This window comes from Pseudomonas sp. RW10S2 (genome assembly GCF_014268985.1).
GTDB classification, from domain to species: Bacteria; Pseudomonadota; Gammaproteobacteria; order Pseudomonadales; family Pseudomonadaceae; genus Aquipseudomonas; species Aquipseudomonas wayambapalatensis.
The window spans coordinates 1-5,342 of the sequence record NZ_JABWRO010000192.1 but is presented as its reverse complement, the minus strand read 5'-3'; the positions used below and the strand labels follow the sequence as shown (position 1 = coordinate 5,342).

Here is a 5,342-nt window from a genome sequence, read left to right as displayed (position 1 = left end):
ATGGGTGTCCGGGGTTAGTAGACCACTACAGCGACAAGCTGTCTAGACTTCAGCGTAGGGCCTTAGTGTCCGCAATGGGTCCAGGCTGTGTGAAAACGGGCTGGAGGCAGTTAACTAAACGCAATGCACACTGGTTCCATCTCTATCTGCGCATTTTCACAAGCACCTACGAGATCTCGCACGCAGTAAAGTCTCCATCCCTTACCCGATCCCCACTTTGCCTCGACAGTTTCAAGCGAAGACTCTTCCTCCTTCGTTGCCCGAGCCCAATCATCGTGCCCGATCTCAACGATCAATTGCGCCTGGTAGACCTTTAAAAATGGAAGCAAGCGTTTCGCCTGCTCTACTTCTATAAGGACAAATTCGGCTGTATCGAGTTGCTGTTTGACATTTTCGACCAGTTCGTGAGCCTGCAATGGGAGTGCATCTAACACTGCCTCCAAGGCTGATCCCGATTTGTCGGCACTTTGGAAGGTGCCGCAGATGATGTTCCCTCCTGCCATATCCTTTTCCCTATCGTGGCTTCGAAGCCTAGATTATGCACCTCGCGATAAAGTGTCTATCGCCGAATCTTGGCTGATTTACACCCGTCGCGAGCAATCAATTGATCCAAAGCTTGGTGAAAAAAACCGGCGATTGTCTAACCTTCTGATCGTCGAGATCGTGGCGGGGACGACCATGAAGCGGTTCATTGAGGGTGAGTCTCTAACGCAGGTCACGTTGCTACCAAAGTGCCTGGACGATTACATCACTGAAGAAAACCCAGTTCGGATAGTCGACGTTTTCGTCGATGAACTCGACCTTGGAGCACTCGGGTTCGAGGGTGTCGATCCTGCGGCAACGGGTCGCCCGGCGTACCATCCAGCAGTGCTGCTAAAAATCTACATCTATGGCTATCTCAATCGGATTCAGTCCAGCCGCCGGCTTGAGCGTGAGGCCGAGCGTAATGTCGAGCTGATGTGGCTGTCGGGCCGGTTGGCGCCTGACTTCAAAACGCTTGCCGACTTTCGCCGAGACAAAGGTAAAGCCATTCGCAACGTCTGCCGGCAGTTCGTTGTGCTTTGCCGCAACCTCAATCTCTTCTCCCAATCGATCATCGCCATCGACGGCAGCAAATTCAAAGCCGTGAATAACCGCGACCGCAATTTCACTCAAGGCAAAGTGAAGGCGCGCATGCAGCAGATCGAACAGAGCATCGACCGCTATCTAGCGGCAATGGATTCAGCCGATCGGGCAGCGCCGGAAGTGGCCGAGGCCAAGACTGAGCGATTGAAAGACAAAGTCGAAAAACTGAAACAGCAGATGCAAAAACTCAAGGACATCGAGGCGCAGCTTCAAGCCAGTCCCGATCAGCAAATCTCGCTTACCGATCCAGATGCCCGTTCAATGGCCACAAGCGGTCGAGGCTCCGGCACAGTTGGGTACAACGTACAAACAGCAGTCGACGACAAGCACCATCTGATCATTGCCCATGAGGTGACCAACGTTGGTAATGATCGCGGGCAACTGAGCATTATGGCGAATCAGGCACGTGAAGAAATCGGTGCAGAGGCGCTGACGGTGGTTGCTGATCGAGGCTATTACAAAGGCCCGGAAATCCTTGCTTGCGAGCAAGCTGGCATCACCACCTTTGTACCGAAACCACTGACATCGAGCAGCAAAGCGGAAGGCCGATTCGGCAAGCAGGACTTCATCTACATGGCTGCTTCGGACGAATATCGATGCCCTGCGGGCCAGTTGCTGACGCGCCGGCATTCGTCGATGGAAGACGGTATGTTACTGCACTGCTACTGGTTTTCAGGATGCCAGAGCTGCTCCATGCAGAAGCAGTGTACGACCGGTAAAGAGCGTCGACTCAAGCGCTGGGAGCATGAAGCAGTAGTCGAGAGAGTGCAGATCCGATTGGAGCAAGATCCAGGGAAGATGAAGGTTCGCCGGCAGACGGTGGAGCATCCTTTTGGCACGATCAAATTCTTGAAGAAGCCCAAAGCCTCAGCCAAACACCGCCCCCCACATTCCCCCGCTGTCAATCGACTTACGATGCGGATCACCCACTGAATCCCTGTCTTACCAATTTGTAACAAACCTCCTGACGCCATTAAGATCGCGTCTTCCCCCCACCAGGAATCTCCAGGCAATGGACATGCGTCGCCTTTTAACTCTCTCCTGCAGCAAAGCACTACTCCCCGTGTTCCTCGGCCTGTGCTCCGCTAATGCACTGGCCAGCAGCCTCAGCGAAAGCCTGGTCTCGTGTGAGCCGTCTTTCTTCAAGCAGCTGTATTCCCAGCGCGCCGATCTGGGTAAGACCGTCAAGCTGGCCCGCAATGATCAGCGCGGCCTGGCCTGGCTGCCAGTGCAGGATCGCCGCGACTTCGACACCGCGTTCCAGCACTTCAGCCCCGCTGTCGACGACCAGGGCCTGCGCCTGACCAGCTACTACGACCGGGTCATGGACCTCGGCGAGCAAGGCACCTACTACTTCTGGGGCTTCGAAATCGATGCCAGCCGCGAGCAGGTCATGGCCAAGTTGCCGCGTGCGCAATGGCAGGAAGCCGGCGAGTACTTCATTTCCAGGCCGCAGATCAAAGCGGATGCCAATTCCCCCTGGCAGGACAACCCTGCGGCGGCCTCGGGCATCGCCCCGGCAGCGGGTTCTGCGGAGAAGCTCCTGATGCTCAGCGTTGAGGACGGCAAGACCCGCCTGCTCTGCTCGTTGCAGGGCAGCGTAGATGAACGTTTGTTGCAGCAGGAACGTCCGGACATCGCGCAATGGGCCACACGATGAAACGCCTCGCATACCTGGCCGCGGTATTGCTGCTGGGCGGCTGCGCCCACGGCGCTGCACCGCACAAGGCCATGGCCGAAGCGCCAGTCAAGCCACCTGCCGGCATGTTCAAACTGCTGGAGGACGCGGAACTGGCAACCTACTTCGACGCCCGTTCCGTCGCGCTGTACCAGGGCAATCCGCAGTTGCGTCAGTTCTACCTGATCAACAATTACCTCGGACCCGCCGCCTCCGGCGATAAGTCGCCAGAGATCCGAAGTTCGCAGGTGGTCCGGGTGATCAACTGCGAGCAGGACCAAACGGCGCAGTTCGGCCGGGTGTATTTCTCTCTGCCCTTTGCCCAAGGGCAGGAAGTGGCGCGCAAGAACGATATTGCGCAGTGGAAGCCGTTGCAGCGGCAGTCGCTGATCGGGAATCTGCGCGATTCGGTATGCAAGATCGATGCGACGCATCTGCGAGCGGGTAAGGCGCAGTAACTGGGCCGATACGTGAGCAGCCTGGTGTACGCGGCAATACGAGGCGCCCCGATGGGCGCCTTTTTCGTAGCAGTCAGCCCGCCACACCAAGCAGGTACATGAGCCCGGTCAGGGTCAGCAGCGAAGCCACCGTCGACAGCAGGATGGTGCGCGAAATGAGCCCCGCCTCACGGTTGTAGTACTCAGCCAACATAAATGGCCCGGTCCCGGTCGGCAGCGCCGCCAGCAACACCGCGGAGGTCGCCCACATGGTCGGCAGGCTGAACACCTTGAAGGCCAGCACCCAGGTCAGTGCCGGTTGCCCGACCAGCTTGAGCCCCACCAGCGGCCAGGGGCTGGACTGCGCGCCGCTGCGTTTCTGCGCCAGGAATGCGCCCAGCGACACCAGCGCGCAAGGCGTGGTGGCCAGGGCGAGCATGTCGAGAAAGTGCATCACAGGCTCCGCCAGGCCCAGGCCGGACATGGCCCAAGCGGCGCCGGCCAGTGGCGAAATCACCAGCGGGTTCTTCGCCAGCGCCTTGGCCACCAGCATTACGGCGCGGCCGATCTGGCGTTCTTCCTGCAGGCCGATCTCGATCAGGGTCAGGGAAATCGCGAACACCAGGCAGACCACGATCAGCGATGAGATCAGCGCTGGTTGCAGCCCCGGCTGGCCGAACAGCAACAGGCACAGCGGGATGCCGATGTAGCCGGTGTTGGCATAGCCCGCACTCAGGCCATCGATGCTCGAAGCCACCAGGCTGTGGCCGCTGAACAGGCGCCAAGCGAGGGTGATGAAGAACATTGCCAGCGCGCCAGCACCGAAGGCGACAATGAAGCCGGGGTGCCAGATTTCGCTCCAGGTCGCGGTCGCGGTCACCTTGAACAGCAGCGCCGGCAGGCACAGCCAGACCACCATGCGGTTGATTTCGGCGGCGGCCTGTTCGCCAAGCTTGCCAGTCTTGCGGCACAGGTAGCCGACCAGGATCAGCGCAAAGATCGGCGCGACGATGACCAGGATGGTATGCATGGACGCCTCAGGCCTTGCCGACCAGCGCGGGGCTGCGACGGTCGCCCAGCCGGCTCAGCCACACCGAGGCGAGGATCACCGCACCGCCGATGAACAACCGCCCCAGCGGTTCGTGCTGGTTCCAGATCAGCAGGTTGAGCAGCAGGCCCACCGGCACATGCAGGTTGTTCATCACCGCCAGGGTGCCGCCGGAAACCAGGCAGGCGCCCTTGTTCCACCAATACAACCCCAGTGCGGTCGGGCACAGGCCGAGGAACAGCAGCACCAGCCATTGCACGTCGGTGCTCGGCAGGTGCTGGGCGTTGCCGAACAGCAGGAAGGCCGGCAGCACGACGATCAGCGCGCCCAGGTAGAAGTAGCCAAAGCGCTTGTAGTGCGGCAGGTCGCTGGGGTGGCGGGCGATCAGGTGGCGGTACAGGACCTGCCCGGCGGCGTAGGTGAAGTTGGCCAGCTGCAGGAGCAGGAAGCCCATGAAGAACTCGCCGCTGATGCTGTCGAAGCGGATCACCGCTGCGCCGGCCACCGCGACCAGCGCCGCGAGCAGCGCCCAAGGGTTGAAGCGGCGGTTCAGTGCATCTTCGATGAGGGTGACGTGCAGCGGGGTGAGGATGGTGAACAGCAGCACTTCAGGCACGGTGAGCACGCGAAAGCTCAGGTACAGGCAGACATAGGTGATGCCGTACTGCAGCGCGCCGATCAGCAGCATCGAGCGCATGAAGCGCGGCTCGACCTGGCGCCAGCGGGTCAGCGGCAGGAACACCAGCCCTGCCAACAGCACCCGCGCCAGCACGGCGAAATAGCTGTCGACATGGCCGGCCAGGTATTCGCCGATCAGGCTGAAGGAAAACGCCTGGATCAGCGCGACGATAATCAGGTAGCCCATGGTTGCCTCTCGTGGATCAAGGCGGCGACCTTAGCGGGTAGGGGGTGGTCTGGGCAACCGGGAGGAGGATGAAGATGCGGCGGTGGATGGCACCGGCTGTGCCGGTGATCGCGGGACAAGCCCGCTCCCACAACTCACATCCATGAGTGCCACCGCTTTTGTAGGAGCGGGCTTGCCCGCGAACACCGG

5 protein-coding genes and 1 pseudogene are annotated in these 5,342 nt (G+C 60.0%); 3 read left to right on the top strand and 3 right to left on the bottom strand.

Features of this window, described 5'->3' with window-relative positions; all coding sequences use genetic code 11:
* Positions 1–110: 110 nt before the first annotated feature.
* Positions 111–503: a hypothetical protein gene (locus HU729_RS24745; RefSeq protein ID WP_186711847.1), complete on the bottom strand. Its 393-nt coding sequence runs from the start codon at positions 501–503 to the stop codon at positions 111–113.
* 175 nt (positions 504–678) lie between these two features.
* On the opposite strand from HU729_RS24745, the pseudogene HU729_RS24740 reads away from it, so the two are divergent.
* The 3 genes and pseudogenes from HU729_RS24740 to HU729_RS24730 form a co-directional block, all read left to right on the top strand.
* A pseudogene (locus HU729_RS24740) lies at positions 679–1,971 on the top strand (IS1182 family transposase); the annotation flags it as partial.
* Positions 1,972–2,143: 172 nt separating this feature from the next.
* Positions 2,144–2,785 carry a hypothetical protein gene (locus HU729_RS24735; RefSeq protein WP_238348442.1) on the top strand — a complete coding sequence of 214 codons (642 nt, stop codon included), beginning with the start codon at positions 2,144–2,146 and terminating at the stop codon, positions 2,783–2,785.
* Positions 2,782–3,261 carry a surface-adhesin E family protein gene (locus tag HU729_RS24730; protein WP_186711845.1) on the top strand — a complete coding sequence of 160 codons (480 nt, stop codon included), beginning with the start codon at positions 2,782–2,784 and terminating at the stop codon, positions 3,259–3,261. Before HU729_RS24735 ends, HU729_RS24730 begins: the two co-directional genes overlap by 4 nt.
* Positions 3,262–3,334: 73 nt before the next feature.
* Here the strand turns inward: HU729_RS24730 and HU729_RS24725 are convergent, their stop codons facing one another.
* Together HU729_RS24725 and HU729_RS24720 are read right to left on the bottom strand one after the other, a co-directional pair.
* The gene (locus HU729_RS24725) at positions 3,335–4,270 is read right to left on the bottom strand and encodes an AEC family transporter (RefSeq protein WP_186711844.1); all 936 of its coding nucleotides are present in this window, start codon (positions 4,268–4,270) and stop codon (positions 3,335–3,337) included.
* A gap of 7 nt (positions 4,271–4,277) precedes the next feature.
* Positions 4,278–5,153, bottom strand: a complete 876-nt coding sequence (locus tag HU729_RS24720; protein WP_186666870.1) for a carboxylate/amino acid/amine transporter — start codon at positions 5,151–5,153, stop codon at positions 4,278–4,280.
* Between the last annotated feature and the right edge of the window lie 189 nt (positions 5,154–5,342).